Annotated in this window: 27 protein-coding genes and 1 tRNA gene; 8 read left to right on the forward strand and 20 right to left on the reverse strand. The window is 61.5% G+C overall.

All coding sequences use genetic code 11. The features are described from left to right. Positions 1 to 4: 4 nt before the first annotated feature. On the forward strand, positions 5 to 1336 hold the full coding sequence (locus HY247_00425) for an NADP-dependent malic enzyme (protein QQG48823.1): 1332 nt from the start codon (positions 5 to 7) through the stop codon (positions 1334 to 1336). Positions 1337 to 1370: 34 nt separating this feature from the next. Then, the gene (locus HY247_00430; protein QQG48824.1) at positions 1371 to 1835 is read left to right on the forward strand and encodes a GNAT family N-acetyltransferase; all 465 of its coding nucleotides are present in this window, start codon (positions 1371 to 1373) and stop codon (positions 1833 to 1835) included. On the opposite strand, the gene HY247_00435 is transcribed toward HY247_00430, so the two are convergent. The 3 genes from HY247_00435 to HY247_00445 form a co-directional block, all read right to left on the reverse strand. Beyond that, entirely contained in the window at positions 1829 to 1981 is a 153-nt protein-coding gene (locus HY247_00435) for a hypothetical protein (GenBank protein QQG48825.1), read from the reverse strand. The genes HY247_00430 and HY247_00435 overlap by 7 nt on opposite strands. A gap of 70 nt (positions 1982 to 2051) precedes the next feature. Beyond that, a complete protein-coding gene (locus HY247_00440) occupies positions 2052 to 2783 on the reverse strand; it encodes a hypothetical protein (GenBank protein ID QQG48826.1) in 732 nt (243 codons plus the stop codon). Between the two features lie 12 nt (positions 2784 to 2795). Next, on the reverse strand, positions 2796 to 3269 hold the full coding sequence (locus HY247_00445) for a peroxiredoxin (GenBank protein ID QQG48827.1): 474 nt from the start codon (positions 3267 to 3269) through the stop codon (positions 2796 to 2798). Positions 3270 to 3331: 62 nt separating this feature from the next. Here HY247_00445 and HY247_00450 point away from each other — a divergent pair, with 62 nt between their 5' ends. After that, a complete protein-coding gene (locus HY247_00450) occupies positions 3332 to 4177 on the forward strand; it encodes an amidohydrolase (protein QQG48828.1) in 846 nt (281 codons plus the stop codon). On the opposite strand, the gene HY247_00455 is transcribed toward HY247_00450, so the two are convergent. Continuing rightward, the gene (locus tag HY247_00455; GenBank protein ID QQG49502.1) at positions 4174 to 4608 is read right to left on the reverse strand and encodes a DUF2203 domain-containing protein; all 435 of its coding nucleotides are present in this window, start codon (positions 4606 to 4608) and stop codon (positions 4174 to 4176) included. The genes HY247_00450 and HY247_00455 overlap by 4 nt on opposite strands. Positions 4609 to 4726: 118 nt before the next feature. Here HY247_00455 and HY247_00460 point away from each other — a divergent pair, with 118 nt between their 5' ends. After that, entirely contained in the window at positions 4727 to 5257 is a 531-nt protein-coding gene (locus tag HY247_00460) for a cob(I)yrinic acid a,c-diamide adenosyltransferase (GenBank protein QQG48829.1), read from the forward strand. Here HY247_00460 and HY247_00465 read toward each other — a convergent pair whose 3' ends face one another. After that, positions 5258 to 6718 carry an aldehyde dehydrogenase family protein gene (locus tag HY247_00465; GenBank protein QQG48830.1) on the reverse strand — a complete coding sequence of 487 codons (1461 nt, stop codon included), beginning with the start codon at positions 6716 to 6718 and terminating at the stop codon, positions 5258 to 5260. It abuts the gene before it with no gap. Between the two features lie 33 nt (positions 6719 to 6751). Then, positions 6752 to 7951, reverse strand: coding sequence for a thiolase family protein (locus HY247_00470; GenBank protein ID QQG48831.1), 1200 nt, complete (start codon positions 7949 to 7951; stop codon positions 6752 to 6754). Between the two features lie 142 nt (positions 7952 to 8093). Between HY247_00470 and HY247_00475 the strand changes: the two genes are divergently transcribed. Then, positions 8094 to 9398: an MFS transporter gene (locus HY247_00475; GenBank protein QQG48832.1), complete on the forward strand. Its 1305-nt coding sequence runs from the start codon at positions 8094 to 8096 to the stop codon at positions 9396 to 9398. 9 nt (positions 9399 to 9407) lie between these two features. Here the strand turns inward: HY247_00475 and HY247_00480 are convergent, their stop codons facing one another. Genes HY247_00480 through HY247_00500 form a run of 5 tightly spaced genes read right to left on the reverse strand, consistent with a single transcriptional unit; the run spans position 9408 to position 12288 of the window. After that, positions 9408 to 9920 (reverse strand): hypothetical protein, encoded by a 513-nt coding sequence (locus HY247_00480; GenBank protein QQG48833.1) that lies wholly within the window; start codon positions 9918 to 9920, stop codon positions 9408 to 9410. Between the two features lie 16 nt (positions 9921 to 9936). Beyond that, positions 9937 to 10212, reverse strand: coding sequence for a hypothetical protein (locus HY247_00485; GenBank protein QQG48834.1), 276 nt, complete (start codon positions 10210 to 10212; stop codon positions 9937 to 9939). Positions 10213 to 10222: 10 nt separating this feature from the next. Next, positions 10223 to 11023 (reverse strand): enoyl-CoA hydratase/isomerase family protein, encoded by an 801-nt coding sequence (locus HY247_00490; GenBank protein QQG48835.1) that lies wholly within the window; start codon positions 11021 to 11023, stop codon positions 10223 to 10225. Further along, positions 11020 to 11796, reverse strand: a complete 777-nt coding sequence (locus HY247_00495) for an enoyl-CoA hydratase/isomerase family protein (GenBank protein QQG48836.1) — start codon at positions 11794 to 11796, stop codon at positions 11020 to 11022. Before HY247_00495 ends, HY247_00490 begins: the two co-directional genes overlap by 4 nt. 39 nt (positions 11797 to 11835) lie before the next feature. After that, positions 11836 to 12288, reverse strand: a complete 453-nt coding sequence (locus HY247_00500) for a GNAT family acetyltransferase (protein QQG48837.1) — start codon at positions 12286 to 12288, stop codon at positions 11836 to 11838. A 55-nt stretch (positions 12289 to 12343) separates the two neighbouring features. Here HY247_00500 and HY247_00505 point away from each other — a divergent pair, with 55 nt between their 5' ends. Next, a complete protein-coding gene (locus HY247_00505; GenBank protein ID QQG48838.1) occupies positions 12344 to 12748 on the forward strand; it encodes an acyl-CoA thioesterase in 405 nt (134 codons plus the stop codon). Here HY247_00505 and HY247_00510 read toward each other — a convergent pair. Genes HY247_00510 through HY247_00520 form a run of 3 tightly spaced genes read right to left on the reverse strand, consistent with a single transcriptional unit; the run spans position 12735 to position 15730 of the window. Continuing rightward, positions 12735 to 13622, reverse strand: a complete 888-nt coding sequence (locus HY247_00510) for a 3-hydroxyacyl-CoA dehydrogenase family protein (GenBank protein QQG48839.1) — start codon at positions 13620 to 13622, stop codon at positions 12735 to 12737. The genes HY247_00505 and HY247_00510 overlap by 14 nt on opposite strands. 24 nt (positions 13623 to 13646) lie before the next feature. After that, on the reverse strand, positions 13647 to 14501 hold the full coding sequence (locus HY247_00515; GenBank protein ID QQG48840.1) for a GNAT family N-acetyltransferase: 855 nt from the start codon (positions 14499 to 14501) through the stop codon (positions 13647 to 13649). 8 nt (positions 14502 to 14509) lie between these two features. Then, the gene (locus tag HY247_00520; protein QQG48841.1) at positions 14510 to 15730 is read right to left on the reverse strand and encodes an MFS transporter; all 1221 of its coding nucleotides are present in this window, start codon (positions 15728 to 15730) and stop codon (positions 14510 to 14512) included. Between the two features lie 104 nt (positions 15731 to 15834). Between HY247_00520 and HY247_00525 the strand changes: the two genes are divergently transcribed. Further along, positions 15835 to 15929: transfer RNA gene (locus HY247_00525), tRNA-Ser, on the forward strand. Positions 15930 to 15944: 15 nt separating this feature from the next. Here the strand turns inward: HY247_00525 and HY247_00530 are convergent. The 5 genes from HY247_00530 to HY247_00550 form a co-directional block, all read right to left on the reverse strand. Beyond that, a complete protein-coding gene (locus HY247_00530) occupies positions 15945 to 16784 on the reverse strand; it encodes a hypothetical protein (protein QQG48842.1) in 840 nt (279 codons plus the stop codon). A 5-nt stretch (positions 16785 to 16789) separates the two neighbouring features. After that, positions 16790 to 17959 carry a hypothetical protein gene (locus tag HY247_00535; protein ID QQG48843.1) on the reverse strand — a complete coding sequence of 390 codons (1170 nt, stop codon included), beginning with the start codon at positions 17957 to 17959 and terminating at the stop codon, positions 16790 to 16792. Between the two features lie 83 nt (positions 17960 to 18042). Then, the gene (locus HY247_00540) at positions 18043 to 18894 is read right to left on the reverse strand and encodes a metal ABC transporter permease (GenBank protein ID QQG48844.1); all 852 of its coding nucleotides are present in this window, start codon (positions 18892 to 18894) and stop codon (positions 18043 to 18045) included. Continuing rightward, complete coding sequence (locus HY247_00545; protein QQG48845.1) at positions 18887 to 19660, reverse strand: metal ABC transporter ATP-binding protein; 774 nt, start codon at positions 19658 to 19660, stop codon at positions 18887 to 18889. The genes HY247_00540 and HY247_00545 overlap by 8 nt, the downstream gene beginning before the upstream one ends. Beyond that, complete coding sequence (locus tag HY247_00550) at positions 19660 to 20613, reverse strand: zinc ABC transporter substrate-binding protein (GenBank protein QQG48846.1); 954 nt, start codon at positions 20611 to 20613, stop codon at positions 19660 to 19662. The genes HY247_00545 and HY247_00550 overlap by 1 nt, the downstream gene beginning before the upstream one ends. Positions 20614 to 20771: 158 nt before the next feature. Here HY247_00550 and HY247_00555 point away from each other — a divergent pair, with 158 nt between their 5' ends. After that, a complete protein-coding gene (locus HY247_00555) occupies positions 20772 to 21155 on the forward strand; it encodes a CopG family ribbon-helix-helix protein (protein ID QQG48847.1) in 384 nt (127 codons plus the stop codon). Between the two features lie 24 nt (positions 21156 to 21179). Here the strand turns inward: HY247_00555 and HY247_00560 are convergent, their stop codons facing one another. Then, complete coding sequence (locus tag HY247_00560) at positions 21180 to 22112, reverse strand: magnesium transporter CorA family protein (GenBank protein QQG48848.1); 933 nt, start codon at positions 22110 to 22112, stop codon at positions 21180 to 21182. Positions 22113 to 22142: the final 30 nt, after the last annotated feature.

Raw genomic sequence — 22142 nt, forward strand, 5'->3', positions numbered from 1 at the left:
TCTTATGCCCAGGCGGAAGCGAGTGGGAGACCCCTCCAAAGAGGCCCTGAAGCTCTCCAAGTTCTACGGGGCAAAGGTCACCTCTGCTCCAAACGTCCCCGTGCGGTCGCTGAGCGACTTCTCGATCTGGTACACCCCTGGGGTCGCCGCCGTCTCTCGGGCCATCGCCTCGGACCCCGACCTCGCCTTCGAGTACACGGGCCGCTGGAACACTGTCGCAATCCTCACCGACGGAAGCCGGGTCCTGGGGCTGGGGAAGATCGGGCCGGTGGCCGCACTCCCGGTCATGGAAGGGAAGGCCCTGATCTACAACTACCTCGGGGGCGTCAACGCAGTCCCCCTTCCTGTCCAGACTGGCTCGGAGGAGGAGCTCATCGCGTTCGCCAGGGCCCTCGAGCCTGCGGTGGGAGGCATCAACCTCGAGGACATCGAGTCTCCGAAGTGTTTCGAAGTCCTGGACACGCTGAGGGGGAAGATGGCCGTCCCCGTATGGCACGACGACCAGCAGGGAACAGCGGGGGTCGTGCTGGCTGGCCTCTTCAACGCCCTCGAGCTAACGGACAGGAAGCTGAGGGGGTCAAGGATAGTCCTTCTTGGAGCGGGTGCGGCGAACGTTGCTGCGGTCAGGCTCCTCACCGAGGCCGGGGCCGACCCTCACGACATCATCGTCCTCGACTCCAAGGGCATCCTACAGTTAGAGAGGGAGGACGTCGACCAGCTTTCTCTGCGGAACCGATGGAAGTACGACATAGCCCTGACCACCAACGGCGACCGCAGGACCGGCGGGGTCGACGACGCGCTGGCAGGCGCTGACGTCCTCGTGGCCGCCGCGGGGCAGGGACCTCATCTCGTCCGCCGCTCCGACGTCTCGCTCATGAACAAACGGGCGATCGCTTTCTTCCTGGCCAACCCTGTCCCGGAGATGCTCCCCTCAGACGCCATCGCAGCTGGCGTCGAGATAGTCGCGACGGGGCGCTCGGACTTTCCCAACCAGGTCAACAACAGCCTCCTCTTCCCTGCCATCTTCCGCGGGGCCCTCGATGTCAGGGCGAGGACGATCACGGACGCGATGGTCATCGCAGCCGCCAACGAGCTCGCCGCCTTCGCCAGGAGACGCGGAATCGACTCGACGCACATCCTCCCTACGATGGTCGAATGGGAAGTCTATCCTCGGGTTGCTGCTACCGTTGGCCAAGCAGCGGTCAAAGGCGGTCAGGCCAGGAAGAAACTGACCTGGAAGGAGTCGCTGCGGAGCGCGACCGACACGATAGACCGCGCCCGGCAGACGATGGCGGTACTCAGAAGGAGCGGAGTCATACGTGAGCCCCCTGCGTAAGCCTAAATCCGCTCGACCCTCACCTCGGGGAAGCATGAAGGTCAGGCGCGCCAGGAGGTCGGACGTCCCGGCTGTCGCAGAGCTGATCGTCAGGACCAAGCGGCTCAACAACGAGTTCGACCCACTCTTCGCCCTAGTCCCAGACGCCAAGGCAAGAGCGCGGAAGTACGCTACCTCGTCACTCACCTCGCCCCAGGACCTCCTGCTTGTCGCCACCGACGGAGAGAAGGTCGTCGGGGTCATCAGGGCCGAACTCAGGGAGCGGATCTTCTACAAGCCCCACAGAGAGGGCCTGATCACCGACTTCTACATCCTCCCAGAGTTCAGACGGAAGGCCCTCGGGGCAGAGATGCTCCAGGCGGCTTCCAGGGCCCTGAAGAAGATGGGCGCAGAGATCATAGTCGGAGAGGTCCCATCCCGGAACGAGATAGCGATGAAATTCTACGCCAAGCGCGGCTTCCGGCCGCTCGTCCAGCTCTTCGGGACCAGCCCTCAGTAGTCCAATAGACTGCCCAGGCTTGGGCTCGAACAGGCCCCCATGATCAGCCCGCACCTATAGCAGACTAGCCTGCCCCCGTCGCACCTGGGTGCGTGCTCATGTGTCCTGACGCAGTTTGCCTCGGCTTCGACAGCAAAGAGGCGCATCTAGTCGAGCGCGACGGCGGGTTCCGTATTTAACCTTAGGCGATAGGGTAACTCGCATTCGTCGTTTGCCTTAGTGCTTCCTTCCGCCCATGGCCGCCACCCTCCCGTGGCCCTCTATCTCGAGGACTGTGTCAAACGACCTTGGGTCCTCCAGCTTGACCCCTCCGGAGGTCCCCCACTCGCGGAAGGAGCCGTCGTCTGCGACATCCGCCCTGAGAGTGTGGACCGAGTTGTTGGCCATGGTCCTCGTCTTGCCTGTAAAGTCCTTCCCGTCCACGAGCACCTTGATGGCCTCTGGGTCTTCGCTGGTGAACTCTATTCTCCTCGTGTACCTCGAGTAGAACCTCCCCATCAGCAGCCCGAAGAGGATGGTCCATGCGGGGTAGAAGAAAGCGAACTCGAGGTCGACCGGCGGACCTTGGTAGACGAGAGCCAGATTGAACGGCACGAGCAGGGCGGCCCCGACGAGAACCGCGACTACTGCTGACTTGATGGAGCTCCTTCTCCCGGGCAGCCCGTCGTAGGCAGCGCCGAAGATGCCCGCAAAGGCCAGGACCACGAAGAACCCCAGGAATGCCGCGTATGGTACGTAGAGGGAGAGCACGGACGTGTAGCAGTCGTCGAGGCTGGTGGCGTTGGCGCCGGCTCCTGCCACGCAGGTCTGCGGGAAGGACTTTGAGATCTGAGCCAGCACATCCGGCTTGTACGCGACCAGGGTCGCAACATTGAACGCGGCGAGCCCAGCTACGTAGACAATCCCCGCGACCGTCCCGGACTTTATCCCTGCGAAGAACGAGCCCAACCAGGCCCGGACCTACGCTGAGATTGCTTGCAGGACCTCCGCCTCGTGTCCGTCTACCTTGACGCGCCTGAAGATCTTCTTGATCCTTCCGTCCGCACCGATCACGAACGTGGACCTCTCTGTGCCCCAGTAGGTCTTCCCGTAGTTGTTCTTGAGCCTCCAGGTGTCATAGAGCTTGTGCGCGACCAGGTCGACGTCGCTCAGGAGCGTGAAGTTGAGAGAGTACTTGTCGGTGAACTTCTTGTGAGACTCGAGCGAGTCCTTGCTCACCCCAAGGATGACCGCGTCCAGCCCCTCGAACTTCGGAAGGTTGTCCCTGAAGGCGCACGCCTCCCTGACGCACCCCGGCGTGTCGTCCTCGGGGTAGAAGTAGAGGACCACTTCCTTACCTCTCAGGGCGCTCAGCCTGACCGCTTCGCCCGACGTGCTTGGAAGCGAGATGTCCGGCGCCAAGTCCCCTTCCGAGAGCCCCTTCTGTTCCTCCATGGGAGCCCGGCAATCGGGGGCGCAAAAAAACTTAATGATTGTCGCCCGAACGGCGCAGAACCGTGCCCTTCGACTGCCACGTCCATCCTTGGACCCTGGAATTCATGAAGAAGAACGGCCCGATCATGAAGGCATGCGACTTCTTCAAAGTCGACACGGCCAAGCTCCCCAGAACCACCGGGCAGCTGCTCGAGGAGATGGAGGCAGCCGGCGTCGAGAAAGCCATAATCCTCGGACAGGACACCCACGCGACCCAGAACAAGAACTTCAAGAACTACACTATCCGCAACGACGAGCTCTCGGCTCTCGCGAGGAAGTCGGGCGAGAAGCTCGTCGCATTCGCTGGGGTCGACCCTAACGCGGGCAGGGACGCTGTAAGAGAGCTCCGCCGGGCCTTCAAGGACCTCGCTATGAGGGGACTGAAGATCCACAGCAGCGCCAACTCTGTGTATCCAAACGATGAAAGGCTGATGTTCCCGATCTACGACCTCTGCCAGGAAGTAGGGGCCCCGATCCTCTTCCACACCGGGACCACGGGCCTTGGGGACTGCGAGATCAAGTATAGCAAGCCCGAGTTCCTCGACGAGGTCTGCCAGCGCTTCCCTGACCTGAGGGTCGTGATGGCCCACATGGGCTGGCCCTGGGCCGACGTTGCCATAGCCATCGCGCTGAGGAACCCCAACGTCTTCATCGACGTATCTGGGTGGAAGCCGAGGTACATCCCCTCCGGGGTCCTTCCCTACCTGAACGGGATTCTGAAGGACCGCTTCATGTTCGGCACCGACTACCCAATGCTGAGACAGAAGGAGTGGATGGAGGACTTCGACGCCAACCTGCGTCCTAGACTCAAGCCCGGGGTCTCGGATCTTCTGCTCCAGCGCAACGCGGAGAGGCTCCTTGCCCGCTAGGGCTGAATGAGCTGGATCTTCAGGGACCTACGGCCGTTGTACCCCTCAGTGGGCTTGTGCCAGTATGAGACCAACGACTCCCCGTACCTCCAGCAGAGCAGGACGTTCTCGCCGTACCTCTCAGCCGGGAAGTCCACGAGCCCAAAGTCGAGGTCCTTCACTATGACCCCCAGGTCTTCGAGCTCCGCGAGCTTCTGGGTCATGCCTTCGACGAGCGCGTCAAGCAGGGCCGCCTTCTCGGCGACCTCGGCGGTCTTGAACCCAAGTAGGTTGTACCTCTCCATCTCCTGGTGCAGCGTGCTCAGGACCTTCTTCCGCTCGATCAGTTCCTTGACCTTCGGCTTGATGTCGGAGAGGAGCTTGGACGCTTCCTGCGGGGTGAAGAGGTGCTTGTCCTTGAAGTCGAACGACGTTTTGTGACTCGCCGCTATCTTGCTCTAAGTTGCTGATAAATTCCTTCCTACTGGAAAATATGCGACCAATGTGTAAGATTCTTTGACACCAATCTTCCCGCATCTCTTATAATTCTCGGCTCGCGGAGCGACCCGCATGTACACGCGCAGGGGCGACCGCGGAGAGACCTCGCTCTTCGGGCCCAAGCGGGTTCGGAAGGACGCTCCGCTCGTGGAGGCGTACGGCACGATCGACGAGCTGAGCAGCTTCATCGGGGTCGCAATCTCGACCGCGAAGGACCGGGAGGTCGTCTCATCCCTCAAGACCGTCCAGAAGCTCCTGTTCGTCGCCGGCGCCGACGCTGCGAGCCCTTCTCTCAAGACCAAGGCCAGCAGGATCACCGAGGCGGACACCCAGACCATTGAGAGGATGACTGACGACCTCCTCGCGAAACTCCCTTCTCTGAGGAACTTCATCCTGCCGGGCGGCACGCCAACGGCTGCCTCCATTCAGGCCGCAAGGACGGTCTGCAGGAGGGCCGAACGGCGGATCGTGGCGGCGTCGGAGGCCGAGAGGGTCAACCCAGAACTGGTCCCCTTCTTCAACCGACTCTCCTCCTACCTCTTCAACCTCTCAAGGTTCGCCAACATGAAAGCCGGGAGAAAGGAAGAACTCTGGAGGGGCTGACTAGTCCAGGTTGACGGACACGTTCTTGACCCTCACGTAGGAGTTGATGGCGTCCATCCCCTGCTCGGAGCTGTTCCCGCTCCGCTTGAACCCGCCGAACGGAGTCTGCGGGAAGGTGATGGGCTCCTCGTTGACAGTCACAATGCCTGACTCCAGGCTCCCGGCGACCCTGTGGGCCCTGCTCAGGTCCTTGGTCCAGACGCCGGCCCACAGGCCGTACTCGGCGTCGTTGGCCTTCTCCACAGCGTCCGCCTGCCCCGAGAATCCGGTCACGGTGAGGACCGGACCAAAGATCTCCTCGCGCGCGACCTTCATGTCCTGAGTGACTTCATCCAGGATGGTCGGGCTGAAGAAGAACCCCTGTCCTAGCCCTGGGAGGTCGGGCTTCGACCCACCGACTGCCACCTTCGCTCCCTCCGAGACCCCGGTTTGGACGTACCCTGACACCCTCTCACGATGCTGCGCGGAGACCAGAGGGCCCATGGCAGTCTCTGGCTGGAGCCCGTCGCCCAGCTTCATCGCGCGGGCCCCTTCGACGAGCATCGACACGAAAGAGTCCTTCACGCTCTCCTCCACCAGGAGCCTTGAACCTGCCCAGCACATCTGACCCGCATTCGTAAAGATCCCGTTGAGGACTCCCTTGGCCGCCTTTGAGAGGTCCGCGTCGCCGAAGACGATGTTCGGATTCTTCCCTCCTAACTCCAACACCACTCTTGAAAGGCTCCCGGACGCGAGCTCCATCACCTTCATCCCGGTTTCGACAGATCCTGTGACCGCCACGAGCCTGACGTCCGGGTTCTTCGCAAGAGCACCTCCGACCTCATCCCCGCCCCCCGTGACTACATTGACGACTCCGTCAGGGACCCCTGCTGCCTTGCAGATTTCTGCGAACTTCAGTAGCGTGAGGGGTGTGAGCGAGGCAGGCTTGGCGACGACCGTGTTGCCTGCCGCGAGAGCCGGAGCCATGCTCCTTGCCGCCATGACCAGCGGGTAGTTCCACGGGACGATGTGGGCCGTGACCCCGAGGGGCTCCTTGACCGTGTAGTCCAGCCTGTTGCCCGGGACTGGGATGGTGCTTCCTTGGACTTTGTCCGCCAGTCCCGCGAAGTACTCAAAGTGCCTGGCCGACATCGCGACGTCCCCTTTCGCCTGCCCTAGCGGCTTGCCGTTGTTCATGGTCTCCGTCTGGGCCAGATAGGTCATGCCTTCCCTGAGCAACTGCGCGATCTTGTACAGAATCCGCCCCCTCTTGCTGGGGTCCATCGTTCTCCAGGACGGGTCCTCGAACGCCGCCTTCGCCGCCTCTACGGCAGCGTCCGCGTCCTGGGCGCCGCCTTTGGAGACAGCCGCCAGCTGGCTACCCAGGGCAGGGTTGAGGACCGAGTACGTCTGGCCCGACCGCGACGGGACCCACTTTCCGCCGATGAACATCTGAAACTGAGGAAGTGCCTCTGCTTGCATTCTGGCTTTCGCTCTCTCCCCGGAAGATAACTCTTACCCGACCAACTCGAATGCCGTCGAGATCCCCTGACCGACGCCTATGCACATGGTCGCAAGCCCGTACTTAGTCCCCGTCCTCCTCATCTCATGGAGGAGAGTGGTCGCGATCCTGGCGCCGCTGCAGCCCAGAGGGTGCCCCAGAGCTATGGCACCCCCGTTGGGATTCATCTTCTCCTCCTCGAACGCGGGCATCTCAGCCATGCAGGCCAAGACTTGCGCAGCGAAGGCTTCGTTAAGTTCTATGATTCCGAACTCCTCCAACGACATGGACAGCCTGGAGAGGAGCTTTCTGGTGGAGTAGACGGGCCCGATCCCCATGTAGGATGGGTGGACCCCCGCGGTTGCCGAACCGAGGACCCTTGCAATGGGTCTGAGCCCTTTCTCTTTGGCGTAGCCTTCCTCTGACAAGACCAAGGCCGCGGCCCCGTCGTTGATTCCTGACGAATTTCCTGGAGTTACGGTGCCGTTGCGTCTGAATACCGGTTTCAGAGCCGCAAGCTTCTCTATAGAAGTGTCCTTCCGGGGCCCCTCGTCTGCCTCGATTCCCTCGGGATGCTCCAGGGTCTTCACCTGAGTCATTTCCTGTTTGAACTTCTGTGCAGACGTCGCCTCAACCGCCTTCCTATGACTCCTGAAGGCGAACTCGTCCTGCGCGGAGCGGGGGACTCCATACTTCTCCGCGAGGTTCTCAGCCGTCTCTCCCATTGAAATCGGAGGATACTCTTCCGGAAAGGCCGAGTTCACGAACCTCCAGCCTATCGTTGAGTCGACAAGTGAGACTCCTCCCCTCCCGTAGCCGACCTCCGGCTTCAAGGCGACTAGGGGCGCTCTGGTCATGCTCTCGACACCGCCCGTGAGAACCAGCCTGCCTTCCCCGGACCAAATCACCCTGGCGCCTGAGTTCAGAGCCTCAAGCCCTGACCCGCAGAGCCTGTTGACAGTCGCGGCAGGCACATCGTAGGGAATTCCGGCCAGTAGGGTGGCCATCCTTGCGACGTTCCTGTTATCCTCGCCTCCCTGGTTCGAGCATCCAAAGTACGCGTCGTCCAAAGACGCCGGGTCGATCTTTGTCCTTCCCACCACATCTTTAATCGCGAGAGCGCCGAGGTCGTCCGGCCGGACAGATTTCAGGATACCTCCGTACTTCCCGATCGGTGTCCTCACTGCGCCAAGGACGACTACTTGCCGGTCCACGATTTTCCGCGGGCTTGCCGTCTTAATGTTCTTTCCCTCTCCAGTACCATCACAACAAGTGGTCACCTAAAGTGAGCCAAGTATAATACCGCCACTTCATCGACCAAACGAAGTTGGCGAACACAGTCCAAGGCGCTACGCATTGACTCAGGCTAGCCAGGCTGACCCGGCCACTGTCAGGGCTCCTTCTCTCTTCCACCACTATGATTTCATGAAACTGTGGATTGGGGAGTCCATCTCCGTCTTCGGGAGCCAGTTCTCGCCAATTGCAATTCTATTCGTCGCTACCAACACCCTGAACTTCCAGCCCATTCAGTTCGGAATCCTCGCCGCCCTCGGGACGCTTGCCTTTCTAGTGTTCGGGCTTCCGGTTGGGGTCTGGGCGGACAGGAAGAGGAGGAAGAGGACCATGATCGGCGCCGACGTGGGACGGGCCGTGATTCTCCTGGCGATCCCACTCGCCGCGATTTTCGGAGGCCTCTCTGCGGAGCTCCTCTACGCTGTCGCGTTGACGACAGGCATCCTCACGGTCTTCTTTGAGATATGCTACCAGTCCTATTTGCCGACTCTGGTAGAGCGCCGTCAGCTCGTCGAGGCTAACAGCAAGCTTCAGGCAAGCGCTGCCTCCGCCCAGACCACTGGCCCAACCCTCGCGACGGTGGTGATTTCGCTGATTTCCGCCCCAGCCGCCATCGTCGGGGACGTGATCGGCTACTTCAGCTCCGCCGCTTTCCTCACTTCAATCAGGAGGCCCGAGGTGGTGGTTCCGATGAGAGAGGGGCGCTCCGCCTTGATGGACATCAAGGAGGGCCTCGCCGTAGTCTTCGGGGACGCCAGGCTAAGGTCGATCGCAGGAAGCACCGCCACCGCAAACCTGTTCTCTAGCGCTTGGGGGGCAATCCTCTTCCCGTATCTCATTCGGGAACTGGGCCTTCCTCTAGTCGAGCTGGGGGTCATCTTCTCGATAGGAGCGGCCGGAGGGATTCTAGGGGCAATCGTCGCTTCCAGAATCGCCAAGAACATTGGCGTGGGAACCACCGTCATCCTCTCGGCCTTCGTGTTCAGCCTCCTCCAGACTCCCCTCTACTTCGTGTCGTCCTCTAACGCCTTCTTCTTGCTCGTACCGGCCTTCTTCGGCGCCAGCCTAGGCAGCGTCGTCTACAACGTGGGCCAGGTCAGCTTCCGGCAGGCTCTGGTCTCAGTCGAGCTTCAAGGGAGGATGAACGCGACCATGAGGACCCTCGTCTGGGGCACCCTCCCTATCGGCGGACTCCTAGGTGGGCTACTCGGTCAGCTCTATGGCTATCACACTGCTATCGGGATAGCTGTCGCCGGAGGGATGCTGGCCTTCCTCTGGGTCCTCTTCTCCCCGGTGAGGGGAATCAAAGATATCCCCAATGCCCCGCTCATCTCGTCCAATCCCGAAGGGACCTTGAAGTCTGTCTAGTGAACGACGCTATCTGATTACGCCCAGAGCTTCGACAACTATCCCACGCTTCTCCAACTCTCTCAGGAAGACATTGATCCCGATCGAGTCACCAGCCATATGGCCCAGGACGACCAGGTTCCCTTCGCACTCTCTCTTTAGCCGCTGAACCTCATCGTAGTCAACGTGGAGGTACACAACCGTGTCGACCCCGTGCTCGAAGTATGCCTTTGCGACCGGATACCCGCCGTTGGTGCCCGCTGCGAAGACCAGTACCCAGTTTCCCAACCGCCTACCGGGCCCTCCCATCCTCACTTCGATCTTCGTCTTGGCGCTCTTGAATTCAGGGATTCCGCTGAGTGCTTTGACCATGCGCCCCACTGAGCCGCCTTCCGCTCTCGAAATCGCCTTTAGCAGCAAGTCCCTCGTCACCTGGTCGATAGGAAGATGGATGTTCATGAACGGCATTCCAAGTCTCCTCGCAAAGTCCACTTCATGCATGTAGTTCGCCGGATGGGCACGAAAGTCCAGCTTAGACACCAATTGGGAGGTCGCATCCTCAGCAGTGCGTCTCGGCACATGTTTTGTCGAGCATGAAGTCCACGTGCCTACGGACAACCTTGGAGAAGGTAAGCCTGGCCGGGCCGACCGGATGGTGGGCGATTAACAGGTCGTAGCCCTCCTGTTTGGCGAGTAGGAGCTCCGGGGCTCCCGCGTCGATCGCGAACAGCACCTTTCTGATTCTACGTCCCGGCACCCAGATGCCGCTGTCTGCGGGCACATCCTTCAGCCCCGCCAGGTCGAGCGCGAGGCGCATGACGCCCGTTGTGTCCACGGGCCCTCTCCTATTGCCCTGAGAAGCTGGGCTCTCTCTTCTCGAAGAAGGCCTTGACTCCCTCGACGTGGTCGCGCGTCCTTCCGGCCACGTCCTGCAGGTAGGTTTCGTACTCGAGGGCCGAGTCCATGTCCACCACTATCGCGCGGTTCAACGCCCTCTTCGTGAGCCCCAATGCCCGGGTGGGCCCTCTTGCGAGCCGCTCTGCAATCCGCCCAAGCTCTTCTACGAACTTGTCCTCCGGGAAGACCCAGTTAACCAGCCCTAGGTTCATCGCCACCTTCGAGTCGATCGGCTCTCCGAGGAGGCCGACCTCCATTGCCTTTGCCAGCCCGAGGATCCTGGTGAGCCAGAAGCTCGTCCCGGAGTCGGGCGCGAGCCCGACCTTGATGAAAGCTTCGTGGAACGTTGCCTTCTCGGAGGCGACCCTCAGGTCGCAGGCGAGGGCGAGCCCGAGGCCAGCGCCAGCGGCGACCCCGTTTATTCCTGCTACGATGGGCTTCTCCATCTTCCTCATCCTCTGGACTATCGGGTTGTACTTTCGCTTCAGCACCTCTCCCAAGAGCATCGGCTTGCCGCTGTCGTATGCCGCACGATTCGTGTTGAGGTCCTCACCGACCGAGAAGGCCCTCCCCTCGCCCGTGAGGACCAGGCACCTCGCTTCAGCCGACTTCTCTCCCTCCTTGAGCGCCTCCATGAGGTCCGTGCCCATCTGCTCGTTGAACGCGTTGAGCTTGTCGGGCCTGTTGAGGGATATCCACTGGACCCCGTTCCTGACCTCCGTCTTTACCGTCTGGTAGTCCACACTCATCGACCAGTGAATTCCGGCTTTCGCTTCTCCAGGAACGCCTTCATCCCCTCTCTCTTGTCCTCGGAGGCAAAAAGCAGGTAGAAGAGCTCCCTCTCAAAGTCCAGGCCGTCGCTGAGCCCCATCTCGAACGCCTTGTTGACCGCCATCTTCGCAAGCCTCACGGCCACCGGGGACTTCGCCGCTATCTCGCCAGCTACCTTCTTCGCCTCGGTCAGGTAGGCTTCCTTCGGCACGACCCTGCTGACCAGTCCCAGGGCCTTCGCGTCCTCCGCCCCGATCCTGCGGCCTGAAAGGACCATCTCCATCGCCTTGTACTTCCCGACGGCGCGGGTGAGCCTCTGGGTCCCCCCTCCTCCCGGCATCACACCGATGTCGATCTCAGGCTGCCCGAGCTGTATGGTCTCGGACGCGATTAGCACGTCGCAGCTCATGGCCAGCTCAAGCCCTCCTCCGAGCACGAAGCCGCTGAGGGCGCCCACGATAGGCTTCGGGTACTTGCCGACCTTGTCCCAGAGTGGGAAGAAGTGCCCGGTCATGGCCATCTGGACGGCTGTGATGTCCGCCATCTCCTTGATGTCGGCCCCGGCAGAAAATGCGCGCTCGCTCCCTGTGATGACAAGGCATCTGACCTCCTCGTCCTTGTCGAAGTCCTCGAGGGCGGCTATCAACTCCGTGACCATCTTGGTGTTCAGCGCGTTGAGAGCTTCCGGCCTGTTGAGAGCTATGACACCCAGGCTCCCCTCCTTCGAAACTACCAGAGTCTCGTACGGCACGGCCCTTCCGCCCCGGCTGATTGTAATAAAGCGTAGCGCCTACTTCGAAGCCTTCGCGAACCGTCCGAGTGAGTCTTCCCTGAGGACCTTCCCGTGGAGGGTCAGAGCCTCGTGGTGCCCATAGCCCATCTCATCGAAGAACGCCAGGGACGCCCCGTTCCAGCTGAAGACGACCGCGTTGACCTTCGAGACCCCCTTCCTCCTCATCCTCTTCTCGACCTCTGTGACAAGCTCCCTGGCGATTCCCCTCCGCTGGTACTCCGGAAGAACGCCGAGGTGGTAGATCCACCCTCTGCGCCCGTCCCAGGCTCCCAGCACTGTCCCCACGATCCTCCCTCCCTCTTCTGCGACGAGGAAGAGTTCGCGGTCCCTCCTCAACTTCTTCCTGACCTCCTCCCTCCCGTCACCGCGGCTCGCCTTCAGACCGCTCTTATCCCAGACCCCCCTGACCTCTTCGTAGTCGTCCATGCGAAAACCTCTGAGCCTCGCCATGCCCCGGCCTCGCGAGCACCCCACGTTAAAAGTCGAGAAGAACCACCGCATGAGCATGGGAAGCTGGCACGAGTCCCGACTCAGAGTCCGGTTCGAGGAGACCGACACGATGCAGGTGGTATACTACGGCAAGTTCTTCGTCTGGATGGAGGTGGGGAGGGTCAACCTGATGCGTGACATCGGGCTGCCGTACGGCGACTGGGAGAAGCAAGGACTTGCGATCCCCGTCGTCCAGGCTCATGCGGACTACCGGGCGTCCGCCCACTTCGACGAGGAGATACTTGTGAAGACCCGCGTGTCTGAGGTCGGAAACAGGTCGGTGAAGTTCGAAAACGAAGTCCACAGGCTCCCTGAGGGTGAGTTGCTGTGCACCGGGCATACCGTGCACGCTCTCACGGGCAAGGGCGGCTTGGCGGTCGTCTTCTCGGAAGAACTGAGGCAGAGGCTTATTTCGTCTTAGACGAGCCGGGCGAGCCCCACTCGTAGAAGCCCTTGCCGCTCTTGCGCCCCAGCATCCCCGCCCTGACCATCTCCTTCAGGAGGGGCGGCGGACGATACTTCGAATCTTGGAACTCCTCCATGAACACCTGTGTGATGTTCAACGTCGTGTCGAGGCCTACGTAGTCCAGCAGCTGTAGCGGCCCCATGGGCCAGTTCAGTCCCAGCTTGACTGCCTTGTCGATGTCTTCGGGCTCCGCAACTCCTTCCTGAACGAGGAAGATGGCCTCGTTGAGCGCGGGCACCAGCATCCTGTTTACGATGAATCCAGGCGAATCCTTCTTGCAAAGGACCGTCTCTTTGCCCATCTTGGTGGAGACGCTCCTCACCAGGCTGACGGTCTCGTCCGAGGTCTTCTTTCCCTTTATGATCTCGACCAGGCTCATGAGCTGAGGCGGGTTGAAGAAGTGCATCCCGCAGACGTTGGCCGGGTTCTTCGTCGCCGAAGCGAGCAGGGTGATGCTGATCGAGGATGTGTTCGACGCAATCACTGCGTCCTCGGGAAGGAGGGCGGCCACGTTCCTGTAGAGCTCAAGCTTCAGCTTCGGGTCCTCTGTCGCTGCCTCGATGACGAGCTGGCTCCCCTTCAGTGCGGCGGCCAGGTCAGTCGTAGGATGGATCCTTGAGATCGCGGCCTCTCCCTGCTCCTTCGTGAGCCGGCCTTTCTCGACGAACTTCGTTACGCTACCGGAGATCATCTGCATCCCCCTGTCAACGAACTCCTGCTTGACGTCTAACAGAGAGACATCGTACCCGCCGACCTGTGCGGCGACCTGGGCAATCCCGTGCCCCATGAGCCCCGCTCCAAGGACGGCGATCTTCCTTACTTCGGCCATAGAAGCCCCGCCGTGCCGATGGTTTTAACCCTTGGCGGCGCTTCTCTCGAAAAGTATCAGCGAGCCCATCCGGGTGAAGGCCCTCCGCCTGAGGTCTCCGATTATGGGGCTTCCTTGAGCGAGGTACACGAGCCTCCTTCTTGGGCGCACCTTTCCCTCGAGGGAGAGCGCGTGCCTTACCACCCGAGAGGAGTCTGCGAGAGGGCCCCCTGCGAAGCAGACCTGCCTCCACTGTTCCCCTCCTTCCCCGCCCACCCGAGTCACCGCGACTCCCTTCCCGGAGTGCCAGACTGCGCCTTCGCGAACGAGCCCTCCGATCACTCCAGGCGTCAGGGAGGCAGCGGCGAAACCGTCCCAGAAGACCCCCGAGCCCATCTTGAACTCCTTGGTGCCCCTGATCAGCCTCACCAGCTTCTTCTCGTCTCCTCCTTCGGCCCTCCTGACCGTCGGGTCGCCCTCGAGCCTCCTCTTCGGGGCCTCGTACACGCTGATCCTAGACGCTTCCTTGAACTTCATCCTTGCGATCTGCCTATGAGCCGTGTGGTTCCTCGAACCGCTCGTCAGCCTGAAGGTCTTCACGCCCTTGGCCCTCGCCAGGCGCATGGAGTTCTCCCCGAGCAGCGATGCCAGGCCCTGACCCCGATACTTTGGGTGGACCCTCACCCCCTCGAACCACGCCGACCCGTCCTCGAGGATGCGAAACCTGTTCATCCCGACGGGCACTCCCCCGACCTCCACCACAAACATGCTTCCCTTCCTATCGCCGAGCCAGTCGTCCCAGACCTGGGGGATGTAGTCGTGCCCTCCCCAGATCCCCCGGATGAACTTCATCAGCTCAGACCTGTCTGAAGGCCTTGCCTTCCTCACGACCGCTCGCATCCAGGCTCTCAAGGCCGCTCTGGGCGTAATAACCGATTCGCGACCTGCGTCGCCGGAGGGGCCTGGACCCGTCCGCCCTTTGCCGCCTCCAGCGCGCCTGCGGGCAGCCTGAGGTGAAGCAGGGCCGCGAAGGCGCGTCCGGCAGCAGACACTACGTAGAGGATGGCGAGCGACTCCCACAGGCCCAGTCCTGAGCTCACCAGAGTGAGCAGGTATGCGGACAGAAGGGAGCCGAACATCGTGGTCACGCCCGTGACCACGTTGAACTCCGCGCCCCTCCTGCCGCGTTGCCCCGTCGGCGAGATGTCGAAGAGATAGGCCGCGAAGGCCACGTTGAGCAGGGCGTTGGTGAAGCCCGAGAAGACGTTCAGGACGTAGAGCTCCCACGGGGCGCCGATCACCATGTAAGCTAGAGGGTAGACGACCAGTCCCATCCTCCCCCAGAAGACCCACTTCCGCTTGTCGCTGTCCACCAGCCTCCCTACCAGTGGCTGGAACGCGATGGTAGAGGCGACCGCGATGACCTGTGACACTGCGAACTCGAGCAGGGTCATGTTCACGATCTTGACGGTGGTTATTGTGAAGAGTGGCCATGCGAAACCCCAGAAGAGCCCGTAGACTGCCGTCACCCCGTAGTAGAGCCTCAGCCTCGAGACACCAGGGGCGGTCATCTCTCCCTTCTCGACCGTCTGCTCCCTCTGGCCCTTCAGTACGAACGCGGAGGCCAGGAAGACGGCTCCAGACAGCAGGTCCAGGATCACGTACTTGTTGTCCACAGCCGCGATCGGGGTCGCGACCAGGAGCCCTGCAAGCGCCCCTATGCCCGAGAGCCTCGCGAAGGTCGAGAGGAAAGAGCCCCTCCCCTCTCCTTCTGAAGCCTCGCCGAGGAACGCAGTCCATCCCGCCTGATAGAAACCAAGGCCCAAGGTTATCGCGGTCCAGGAGACAGCCAAAGCAAGGTTGTCGGAGATCCCCGCGGTCCCGACCCAAAGAGCCCCGACGAAGACGCTGAAGAGCGTCGCCATCAAGATGCGCTTCCCGAATCTGTCGGCGACTCCTCCGCCAAGGAGCTGAGCGACGGAAGAGGCGAGGGTGCTGATCGCCTGCACGTACCCGATCAGCAGGTTGCTCGCTCCGGAGGCTGTCTCGTTGTAGCCCACGAAGGGGCCCGCCAGGTTGCTCGCGAGGGAGTTGAGCAGGGCGTGTACCTTGAGCCGTGTGCCCTTCAAGGAAAACTATTGCCCGCCGCCTTCGGCCCCTCTATCAACCTGTCTCGGCGCCAAGGCTTCTAGCGCTTATGAAGGGGCAGGCGCGCCGAAGCGCGTCGGATTGCGCCGGGGTGGCAGAGTGGTTAATGCGCGGGCCTTGAGAATGCACGGGAAAGCCCGTGACCTTCGGGTCGCGTGGGTTCGAATCCTACCCCCGGCGCCTCTTCTTGCCACTTCATCGGGCTGGCTGGTCGATCCTGAATATCTCGACCTCGCCTGCCACGTTCTTGAGCTCGGTCAAGCCTAGCTCCGTGACGTGGCTCTCCAGCTTGTTCCAGACTTGGTCGAAGACCTGGCGAGAGATGCAGATGCCTCCCGGCTCGGCCGCCGTGTGTATCCTGGACGCTATGTTGACCGCATCGCCGACTATGTCCCTCCCGTCCCTCTCCACGTCCCCCACATGAATCCCAATCCTCAGCATCACCTGCCCGCTCTTCCCTGCCTTCGAATTCCTGCTCCTCACCGCCTTCTGGATCTCGACCGCGCACAGACTGGCCTCCAGGGCGCTCGCGAACTCGACCATGAACGCGTCCCCCATTGTCTTGACCTCCCTCCCGTGGAACCTCGGAAGGAGGGACCTGACGATCGTCTGTTGTTCTCCCCTCAGCTTCAGGGCGTTCTTCTCGTCTTTCTGGGCCAGAGAAGTGTAGCCGACCACGTCGGTGAACATTATCGCAGCGAGCCCTCTTGTCGGAGCTTCCTTGAAAGTCTCCAAGAACCCGTTCATCTTCCAGTACGTCTCGAGGAAGTCGAGGCCTCTCTGTGAGGCCGCATATCTTGTCTCTCCATCTTCCTGCGAGACCCTGGCAAGTCCAAAGTCGCAGAGCTCCTGGATCATGAGCCTGAGCCTGTCGATGGGGACCCCGACCGCGTATGAGATCCTGGTGATCCTTCCCCCGCCCGGATATCTCCTGACGACCTCCAGTATCTCCGCGTAGATGTCCAGCTTGGTCCTCTTGGAGGTCTGGCCGGGCTCGTCTCCCCTCTCTCCGCCACGGGACGTCCTTGGCCTCACCAGCCTCAGATTGGGGGCTCGGGCAGGGCGTCCACCTTCTTCGGGGGCACGTCCAGGCGGACCGCCCTGCCGAGGCTGAGCTCCTTCGTGTAGTTGACCTCCTTTGCAGTGCACCCGTCCTCGATCTCCACACTCTCCGCGAAGACCCTTCCCATCCTTGACACCTTCTTCGCCCTGAAGTCCTTCGCGTAGACGTCTTCCACCGTGCAGCCCTTCTCAAGCTCCACCTCGTCAGCGACCAGGGCCCCCTTTGCCCTCGACCCCTTCCCCATGGAAATCGCGCGGGCCCTCAGACCCAATGCGGTCTCGACCTCCCTGCCCACTGCTACTTCACCTGATAGTACCGCTTTCTTCGCCTTGAACGAGCCTCCGACGCTCAGGCTGTGCCCCACCATGTCTTCCCGCACCTCGACCTTCCCTCCCACGCTGAGGTCCTCCGTAAGGGTCAGCTTCCCCTCGACCTCGAGCCTCCCTCCCACCTGGATGCTTCCGCCTTCGTAGTCCCCTACTATCCTTACCTCCCCTCCTGCTTTGATCTCCTCGCATTTCATCGAGCCGTTGGCCGTTAGTCTCCCGCCGACCTTGATCGACTCCCCGACGCAGTCGCCCTGCACCTCGATCAGTCCTCCGACCTTGCACTCTTCGAAGACGACCTTTGAGATCATCAGCAGGGTTCCGCCTACTTTGATCTCTCCAGTGACCCTTCCCGAGCCGATCTCCGCCTTGCCTCCAACGTCCAGGTCACCCAGGGATACGATCCCGGGCGCAGAGACCATCCCTCCGACCCTGACGCTCGCCGAGTCGAACGCCCCGGCCACATCCAGGGAGCCTCCCACGCTCACCTCGGGTGAAGTCAAAGAGCCTCCCACCGAAGCGCGCCCACCGACCTCGACCTCTGAGGCTGTGAGGTCCCCCTTCACGTAGAGCGCGTCGTCGACCTCTATCGACCCGTGGGCCCTCAGCGACCCGTTGGCCCTGACCATCCCGTCCTCAGACTCCATCGCCAGGCACTCTAGGTCGCACTCAATCTCCGCGTCGCCCTCCAGCTTGACAGTCCCGCTCACTTTCACCCCTGCGCCCGCCCTGCCTCTTATCACCGCCCCATCCTCGACCTCGAGGTCGCCGTCGACGTCCCCTAGGCTCTCCTCGCGTCCCCTCTCCACCCTGGTCGTCATCTGTCACTTCTAGGTGGTGGCCGCTCTTTATAGTTGGCTCACGGCAAGTAATCACTTATTGTGACTGCTTGGCCGGCTCGCCCTTAGGGCTGTCTTCGGGCGCCCTCGGCGGGAGTGCGGAGGTTCACGAAGAGCCACTTGCCCGCCCCGACCGCTAGGAAGACCCCGAGGGCTGCCACCACGATCATCGCTCCCGAGGCCACGTCGAGCACTATTGAGCCGAAGAGCCCGAAGACGACGCTCGCGACCCCCACAGCCACCGAGAGATAGACGGTCTGTCTGAAGGACCTGCTGACCTGGAGGCTCGTCAGGCCGGGCAGCACGATGAGGGCCGCGATCAGCAGGACGCCGACGACGGGCACTGAGACTATGACGCTTATCCCCGCGAGGGCGCTGAAGAGGTAGTCGTAGACCCAGGTCCTCACGCCCGAGGCCCTCGCCTGGGTCTCGTCAAACGTCACGTAGACAAGCTCCTTGAAGATCAGAGACAAGACCGCGAGCGTAACAGCGAGGACCCCCAGAGCCACGTAGATCTGCGTGTTGGTGACCAGAAGTATGCTCCCGAAGAGGAGGCTCTCGAGGTTGAACCCGTACGCGTGAGAAAGGCTGATGAGCACAGTGCCGAAGCCGAGGCCCATCACTAGGAAGAGCGCAACCGCCGCATCGGGAGGTATCCTCCGCGTTCGCTGGGACTTCGTTATGCCCAGCGAGGCGAGGACCGCGACAACGGCCCCGCCCCAAACCGGAGGAACGCCCAGGTAGAGACCCAGGGCCAATCCCCCGTAGGACGAGTGGGCGAGGCCGTCCCCCAACAGCGAAACGCGCTTGAGGACCACGAAGACGCTGAGGACCGAAGTCAGGACCGCTATGATGACTGCGATAACGAACGCCCGTTGGATGAATGCCTGCCCCAGGAGCTGAAGGAGGTCAGGCATGCTCGTCGTGCCTCACCACTTCGACCGGGTACCCATAGACTTCCGAGAGCGCGGAGCTCTTCACGAACTCCGAAGTCGTGCCGTGGAAGAACACGGTGCCGTTCAGGCACGCGACCCTGTTGGAGTACCGTGTGACAACCCCGATGTCGTGCGAAGCAAGGACTACGGTGATCCCATGGTCCTTGTTCAGGTGCCCGAGAGTCTCGTAGAACTCCGCCGAGGACCGAGAGTCGACCCCGCTCGTCGGCTCGTCCAGAATCATGAGGTCGGGGTCGCCCACCAGGGCCTTTGCGAGGAAGACGCGTTGCGACTGCCCGCCGGAGAGCTCGCCGATCCTCCTGTCCCTCAGTTCCTGGATGCCCAAGTGCTCCAGGGTCCTCTCTACAGCTTCCCTGTCCTCTCTCCCAAACCTCCTGAACGGGGAAGTCCTGGCGACCCGCCCCATCAGGACGGTCTCAAAGACTGTGGACGGGAAGTTTACGTCTGATGCTATTGCCTTCTGGGGCACGTAGCCGACCCTCCTGAGGGCCTCCGGAGACAGCGGCTTCCCGAAGACCTCCACCGACCCGGTCGTGGGCCTCACCAGCCCGAGCATGGCGCCGATCATAGTCGTCTTGCCCGACCCGTTCGGCCCCACCAGGCCCAAGAAGTCCTTCCGGTTGACCTCTAGTGAAACTCCCTGAAGGGCCGCGAATCCGTTAGCAAAGACAACGCCGACGTCGCTGAGGCTGACTATGACCTCCTGTTGCGGAGTCTCTTCTTGCATCAGCAGTCCGCCTGGTTCAGCGCCTGGAGCAGTGAGTAAATGTCCAGCTGGAACTTTGCCAGATAGGTGGCGCCAGCGTTCGAATCGGACCCGGAGAGGCCCTCGATGGGGTCGAGTATCCAGACGTGCGCTCTCGTCTGGCTCGCAACCGCCTCCATCGGCGCCGGGTTCTCCAGGGACTCCGCGAACGCCACGCACAGATGATTCTGGTTGATGGCTGCGACCGCGTTGGAGATCTCAGTGGGAGTCGGCTCTCCCTCGAAGGGGCCCGCGATTGCCACCTGGTTGAGGCCGTACTCCCTGGCAAGATACGCGAAGGCCAGATGGAACGAGACGAATGTCCTGGTCGCGACGTCAGACGTGCCCGTCCTAATCTCCCGGTCCAGGTACTGGAACTTCCCGATCAGGGAGTCCGCGTTGGATGTGAAGTACTGCCGGTCGGCCTGGTCCGCCCTAGTCAGCCCTTCAAGGATGTTCCTCACCTGAATTTGGGCAAGGACTGGGTCGTTCCATACGTGGGGGTCGACCGTGCGATTGCCCTCCTGGAACTCTGAAGGGACCCTGATGAGCGGGATCCCCTCGCTCGAGTTGACCAGGATTAGCTTCGGGTTTCCCGCAGCGGCCACAAGTGCTGGGAGCCAAGGCTCGAGTCCTGCTCCGTTGAAGACAAGGACATCGGCATTCTGGACCGCGGAGACTGCGCTCGGAGTCGGCTCGAACTCGTGTACGTCTACCGCCAACGGCACCAACAGGTCGACCTCCCCCTTCACCCCCAGCACGTCTTTCGCATCGTCATACAGGGGGAGGAATGTGGCGAGGACCTTCAGGCCTCCCTCACCCCCGTTGCTCTGGGGCGCTCGCCCGACCGATGAACCTGCGGCATACCCCGCAAGCCCCGAACCGAGAATCAACAGCGCAACGACTGCGACCTGCGCGACGGCCCTGTTATTCAAATTGACTCTGTTCTTAATTCGAAGTTGATAAATGCTGAGGTTGTCTTATTAACTCCGCCGACCCGGTCGCAGGCGACGAAATCCTACCCACTCAGGCCAAGACCGAGTTATTATCAATCAGTCAGAAGCTTATATCACTCTTAAGACCCATGCTGGGCGTGCCGATAATAAGCCTCTCGTTCCCCGAAAAGCTCCTCGCAGAGATGGACGGCCTCCAGAAGAGCTCGGCATTCACAGGCAGGTCTGAGCTCGTCCGCGCCGCCATCAGGATGATGATGGACGACGCACGCGAGAAGTCGACCCTGTCAGGGGAGATTAATGGATTGGTCGTCGTGACCCACGACCAAGAACAGGAGGAGCCTGTGACCAAGCTAAAGCACAGGTTCGAGGACATAATCCGGACCCACATCCACAGCAAGACGAGCTCCTCGGTCTGCGTCGAGCTCTTCCTGGTCCACGGAAGCGCCAAGAAGGTCGTGGACATGACAAAGTCCTTCCAGGCCGAGGACAAGATGAAGAGCGCCAAGTTCATCCCGATATAGCCCGCTCCGCAGCGGGGAGCCCAGTTACAGCCAGCCCTTGCGCCTAAAGTACGTGACCATCCCGAGAGCCGAGACTAGGCAGAGGGCCATCAACAGGATGAAGCTCGTGTAGGGCCCGAGGAAGGTCGGGGGCTCGTTCTGGATCCCTCCGGGCAGGGGGATGTTCATTCCGTATATCGCTCCGACCACAGTGACCGGAATAGTGATGGTGAAGATCACTGTCAGGACCGTCAGGACCTTGTTTGTCAGCTCCGTGCTGAGAACGTAGTCGGTGTCCTTGAAGATCTCGATCGTCTCCTGGGCTTCGTTGAGGACCTCCCATGCCTTCTCTGCGTGCTCAGCGACGTCCCCAAAGTACTTCGAGAGGTCCTCGTTCGTGAAAGACTTCGTCTTCGCCCAGAGCTCGACGGGCAGCGCTCTGAGGGGAGATATCATCCTCCTGAGGTCCGCTATGGCCCTCCTCAGCCTGCTCAGCTCCATGGCCACCGACTTCCTCTCGTCGAAGACCTTGTCCTCGATCTCGTCCATGTCGCCCCTGACCTTGCTGAGGATGGGGTACAGGTCGTCCACCAGGACGTCCAGGATATTGTGGACCACCCTGGGTGTCGAGTCCATGCCGTCCATCCGTAGCTTCTGGCTCTCCATGTAGTTGAGGAAGAGGCTGGTGAGCCGCTTCACATCGGTCCCGTGTATCGTGACGACGTAGTCTCTCCCTATGAACATAGATACCTGTGCCTTGACGACCAGCCGGCGCTTCTCGTCGTAGTTCGGGATGTGGAAGAGTACGAAGACGTGGTCCTCGTGCACCTCTATCTTTGGGAGCTGCCTGCGGGAGAGGCAATCGTCGAGGTTGAGCGGATGGAAGGGGTGGTCTCTCGAGAGCAGTTCTATGTCTTGCCTGGTCGGGCTCTCAACGTCAGTCCAGTTGACCCCCGCCTGCTCGACTACTTGCATCATGCCCGCTGCCCCACCTCCGCGTCCTCGGGC

The sequence above is a fragment of the archaeon genome, from assembly GCA_016432545.1.
In the GTDB taxonomy this organism is placed as follows: Archaea; Thermoproteota; Nitrososphaeria; order Nitrososphaerales; family Gagatemarchaeaceae; genus UBA183.

Bases quoted from the DNA above. Each gene is read 5' to 3' on its own strand.
- HY247_00435 (QQG48825.1), bottom strand. From the start codon at position 1,981: ATGCGCCTCTTTGCTGTCGAAGCCGAGGCAAACTGCGTCAGGACACAT.
- HY247_00460 (QQG48829.1), top strand. From the start codon at position 4,727: ATGTACACGCGCAGGGGCGACCGCGGAGAGACCTCGCTCTTCGGGCCC.
- HY247_00490 (QQG48835.1), bottom strand. From the start codon at position 11,023: ATGAGTGTGGACTACCAGACGGTAAAGACGGAGGTCAGGAACGGGGTC.
- HY247_00545 (QQG48845.1), bottom strand. From the start codon at position 19,660: ATGCAAGAAGAGACTCCGCAACAGGAGGTCATAGTCAGCCTCAGCGAC.
- HY247_00540 (QQG48844.1), bottom strand. From the start codon at position 18,894: ATGCCTGACCTCCTTCAGCTCCTGGGGCAGGCATTCATCCAACGGGCG.
- HY247_00425 (QQG48823.1), top strand. From the start codon at position 5: ATGCCCAGGCGGAAGCGAGTGGGAGACCCCTCCAAAGAGGCCCTGAAG.
- HY247_00535 (QQG48843.1), bottom strand. From the start codon at position 17,959: ATGACGACCAGGGTGGAGAGGGGACGCGAGGAGAGCCTAGGGGACGTC.
- HY247_00465 (QQG48830.1), bottom strand. From the start codon at position 6,718: ATGCAAGCAGAGGCACTTCCTCAGTTTCAGATGTTCATCGGCGGAAAG.
- HY247_00515 (QQG48840.1), bottom strand. From the start codon at position 14,501: ATGCGAGCGGTCGTGAGGAAGGCAAGGCCTTCAGACAGGTCTGAGCTG.
- HY247_00510 (QQG48839.1), bottom strand. From the start codon at position 13,622: ATGGCCGAAGTAAGGAAGATCGCCGTCCTTGGAGCGGGGCTCATGGGG.
- HY247_00505 (QQG48838.1), top strand. From the start codon at position 12,344: ATGGGAAGCTGGCACGAGTCCCGACTCAGAGTCCGGTTCGAGGAGACC.
- HY247_00500 (QQG48837.1), bottom strand. From the start codon at position 12,288: ATGGCGAGGCTCAGAGGTTTTCGCATGGACGACTACGAAGAGGTCAGG.
- HY247_00430 (QQG48824.1), top strand. From the start codon at position 1,371: ATGAAGGTCAGGCGCGCCAGGAGGTCGGACGTCCCGGCTGTCGCAGAG.
- HY247_00560 (QQG48848.1), bottom strand. From the start codon at position 22,112: ATGATGCAAGTAGTCGAGCAGGCGGGGGTCAACTGGACTGACGTTGAG.
- HY247_00445 (QQG48827.1), bottom strand. From the start codon at position 3,269: ATGGAGGAACAGAAGGGGCTCTCGGAAGGGGACTTGGCGCCGGACATC.